The following is a 4229-nucleotide window of genomic DNA, read 5'->3' as shown; positions in this document are numbered from 1 at the left end:
GTGGTGTTCAAGATTGAACGAGTAAAACAGCCGATCCTGCCCACTCGATAACTGTCCCATCATGCTGCGTACTCTCCCGCTGGCTGATGAGCAGATTTTGCCTCAGGCCAAGCAGGAGAGCTACTTTTTCAACAGAATCGGCCAGAAGCGGTCAGTCATACCCTGACACTTCCCGCCGAAGTGCTCGGTCGAATGTATCTTTAGAACCAGAACCTATTCATTACTCTCCGCGCTGCGATTCCGGCCTGGCCAATGCATCCCGCCGGCTTCGTGTACGCCCGCACGCTTGAGCCAAGATTTGTACTACGCTCCACAAGCGCCTCCTTAATAGTCAGGCAATGAACACAACGTATGTTTTGTATGACATGAAATAATCGCCATATTATTTGTGGTGATTTCCTTTGATGGGAAGCTTCGATCAGGAACGAATGAAACTATGATAACTGTCATTACAGCACCCGTTATCTCTCATATAAATGACCGGCATGGCCCAAATGGCGAAAGCGGCTCGAATTTCACCTCTGCCTTTCTGGACAATAGTAGCGGCTTAGGTGGCGTAGCGAAATATGTCGTAGATCATGGTGCTTGCGCATTCAGCTGGAGCCACGACGGTGCCCCCGTCTATACCTATTACCACAACTTCAGAACTGCGATAGGTACAGGAATAGATGAATACGGAAGAACTATAAATTTCCAGGCGGTTGAAGTTATCGGAACTCCCAGTGGAGAGATATTATGGGTAAGCACCATGTTTCCGAAGTATAAGATGACATAGCTAATTTTATTGAATTGTCGCTATTCTATTTCTGAAATACCGACAGGTGAAAGGCCGCTACTGGCCGATTAGCGCCTTTATCAGCGGTGAGATTCGGAACCTGCGATCTGTGAAGCGTTGAGATTCTCGGGTCCAAGTTCTCGCGTGACCAGTTCCACAACGCTACGCAGCTTAGTCGCAGTCGCCTGTCGGTATGGAACAGGAGATGCATCGGGCGCGACGGGGTATCAAAGGATGCGCGCGAGCTTCCCGCTGGCGATGGACGAACGCGCCAGATCTTCAGCGATGAAGGCGGCGGCGTTGTTTACCCCCAACTGACTATGGACCCGGACCTCGATTTTTCGACCATCGCGCACGAATTGCCAGTTGGTGAACAGTCCTCGTGTGCTGGGATAGACAAGGCATTCGTGCCCCTGGAGGTCCGTCGGATGGCAGAGGGTTCCCCGTTCCTGCAGATAAGCTGGTGATGATTAGGTAAATTTATATCCGAGGATAATATTGAGCCAATGTCCCTGCATGCTCTCAACATAGTGGTGATGATGGAGGCATTTCGCCATGCTCAAAAAATGCTCAATTCACCATGGGTACGGTTCGGTAGAAATGAGGAAACCCCGGATATTTTTGGCCTCTTCAGTTGAAGGCCTTGGTGTAGCCTTTGATCTTGCTTAATTTTTTTCGCGCATCAGCCGATTAAACCCACACGATTCCACGGATGCATCACATGAAAAAGGCAATTGTTGTACTGGCAATCACGTGGCTCATCGCAGGGTGTCAAACCTCCAGGCCACCAAGCCCCTTGGAAGAGAGTATGGCCAACGTCCAATGTATGCTGTTTGAGGGAGCTAAAGGCCCCACTGCAGACGAGGTCCAAGACATTCGTAAAGCSAGCGATAACGGCAACGTGCGCTGTAAGACTACGCTCGGTGGTTTGTACGAATTCGGTCGTGGCGGCCTGCCACAAGATTTTGGCAAGGCCAGATCGCTCTATGAGTCCGTCGCCGCCGTGGATGGCGTCGGTAACGAGAGACTGGCGCGCATGGCCGAGAATGGCCACGGGCAAGCGCGTAACGACGTCGAAGCGCGACGGCTTTATCAGTTGGCACTGACCAACAGCGACAGCGATAAAAGTAAACTCGCATTGGCCAGATTGATGGAGGAGGGCCGCGGTGGCTCGCAGGATTTGTTCGGGGCAATGATGTATTACGTGGAGGCCAGCCAGCATGCCGGCGATGTCTCGTGGAAGGGCATTCAGCGGATCCGCGCTCAAGGACTGGTGCTGACGACTGAACAGACCCAGCGCTACAACGAGGTCTGGAGTGATACCAGTCGCAAGAGTCTCAATCGCACGACAGTGGACATCGAGATTGCCTTAAATAAGCAAATCAAACACGGCAGCGCCAGTAAACCGGTGACTCTGCAAGTGCAAGGCAAACCTAGTTCGAATGTGCCGCAAATCGCATTGGTCGAAAGTTCGGGCAACGCTGACGTAGACCAGGCCGTAGTCAACGCATTCGGTAAATACCGAATTCCTGCCGAGCCGATATTGCAGTCAGGCCAAGATTCCTGGTCGTCCGAGCGTTCCGTCAAAGTCGGTTTGAATTGAAGCGCTAGAGCCATTTGCCGGGACCGAAAAGGGACGGATTTATTTGATTTTTTAAGTCCGCTGTCGCTTAAATGAATCCGCCTTCTTTTGTCTTTGGGTTGATGTTGTGAATCGCCCCTAGTTTTGTAGACACCTCCAAGCCTCATAATTAGGCCCATCGGGAGGTGCCATCAGAAACCAGCGTTACCCCGAAGAATTCAAGATCGAAGCAGTCAAGCAAGTCACCGAACGCGGTTTGCGTGTTGCTGATGTGGCGTAGCGTCTAGTCTGGAAAGCTTGCTGAGACACTGAGTGACTGCTTCTGGCCGTTCTCTGCCGGCCATGGTTACGAAGCCTGCTGGTCAAGTCCGATGCAAATGACTGGTCAGATCGAATGCAAACGGGCGGTCAAGTCAGTGCAATTACCCACGAAAAAAGCCGGCAGGTTGCGGAACACATCCAAAAAGTTGCGGAACACTTACCAAATCGCAGGCAATAAAAAACCCCGTAGACCTTTGATCTACGGGGTTTTAATAGTGGAGGCCGAGGTCGGAATCGAACCGGCGTAGGCGGATTTGCAATCCGCTGCATAACCATTTTGCTACTCGGCCCCAAACGTCCGATGCCTTAAAAACAACATCAAACGCATAAAAACTGGAGAGGGAAACTGGATTGCTATCTGTTTCCAACCCTTTGATATCTAAAGGGTTTTTCTCGTTCCTGAATCAGGAATGGACGCAATTCTGTACGTGTTCGCCGGGCATGTCAAGAACAGGAAGAAAAAAATTCTATAACTCCCTACCGGGTGCACTCCACAGCCGGGCAGACGATATCACGGGGCAATGCGTCCACGAGCATGACAACTGGATATTTCGCCATTCGTACCTACGCTGGTTCGCGAAGTATCCAGATTTCTGGCGGGTTGTGGTTGAGTAAGGCACAAAGTCGACACGGATGATGCCGGCCTCACCACTAAGGCGACCTGAATAAAACGTTTCAACCCATGGAGTAAAAATATGCACCTATCCAGAAACTTGCTTATCGGTGTTGCCTTGACCGGCCTGCTGCTCGGCGGTTGCACCTCAAAAGTGACACAGAAGGAACAATACTCAGGGTTTCTTCCCAACTACAGCAACCTGCAAGAAGTCACCACCCCCAGCGGCGAGAAAGCCATGCGTTGGGTGACGCCTTCCTGGAACCCGAACGCTTACAACACGGTGGCCTTCAAGCAACTGGAACTGTACCCGGCCCCCAAGCCCAATGAGCGAGTCAACCGCCAGACGCTGGATCAGCTGCAAACCTACATGACGGACAGTGCCAAGAGCACACTGAGCCAGAAGTACCGTGTGGTGCCAAACGTTCAGTCGGCCCCTGCCGGTTCGCGAGTCCTGATCGTACGCGCYGCGATTACCGGGGTCASMRCSTCYAACGARGGCATGAAATGGTATGAAGTGGTTCCGGTCGCRGCYGCGATAGGYGCGACTCAGGCGGCCACCGGYCACCGYRAYCAAGAMACCGAGTTGTACATCGAAGCTGAGATGGTTGACGCGAGCAACGGCCAAACCGTGGCTAAAGTCGCTCGCAAGGTCTTCGGTGAACAGTTGGAGAATACAAGCCAGCAGGTGACAGCCAACGACTTCAAGGCGGCACTGAAGAAGCTGACCAGCGACATGCAGGCATTCCTTCGCTAACAACCGGGGTAAAACGCCGACTCRGTTCGCGGGACTGAGTCGGCGGTTATTACAGATACCAGCGGTACTCGCGCGCGCTGATCTCCTGCAGGAAGGCCAGGTGGTCCTGGCGCTTGTTCTCGCAGTACACATCAACAAACTCCGCCCCCAAACCCTCGCGCAGTTGTGGCTAGTTGTGGCT

The 4229-nt window shown here is 52.5% G+C and carries 2 protein-coding genes, 1 tRNA gene and 1 pseudogene; 3 read left to right on the top strand and 1 reads right to left on the bottom strand.

Annotated elements, in window-relative coordinates; genetic code table 11:
- Positions 1-1496: 1496 nt before the first annotated feature.
- Both AC1DH9_RS24000 and AC1DH9_RS23995 read left to right on the top strand, forming a co-directional pair.
- On the top strand, positions 1497-2378 hold the full coding sequence (locus AC1DH9_RS24000; protein ID WP_477808897.1) for a tetratricopeptide repeat protein: 882 nt from the start codon (positions 1497-1499) through the stop codon (positions 2376-2378).
- Positions 2379-2547: 169 nt separating this feature from the next.
- Positions 2548-2634, top strand: a pseudogene (locus tag AC1DH9_RS23995) (transposase); the annotation flags it as partial.
- 260 nt (positions 2635-2894) lie between these two features.
- Here AC1DH9_RS23995 and AC1DH9_RS23990 read toward each other — a convergent pair.
- Positions 2895-2968 (bottom strand) — tRNA-Cys (locus AC1DH9_RS23990).
- Positions 2969-3373: 405 nt separating this feature from the next.
- Between AC1DH9_RS23990 and AC1DH9_RS23985 the strand changes: the two genes are divergently transcribed.
- Positions 3374-4048, top strand: coding sequence for a DUF3313 domain-containing protein (locus AC1DH9_RS23985; protein WP_477808896.1), 675 nt, complete (start codon positions 3374-3376; stop codon positions 4046-4048).
- The last annotated feature ends 181 nt before the right edge of the window (positions 4049-4229 follow it).

This window comes from Pseudomonas sp. 05T35 (genome assembly GCF_056396605.1).
Note: the sequence above shows the minus strand (reverse complement) of the source record. Positions and strands in the feature narration are given on the sequence as shown.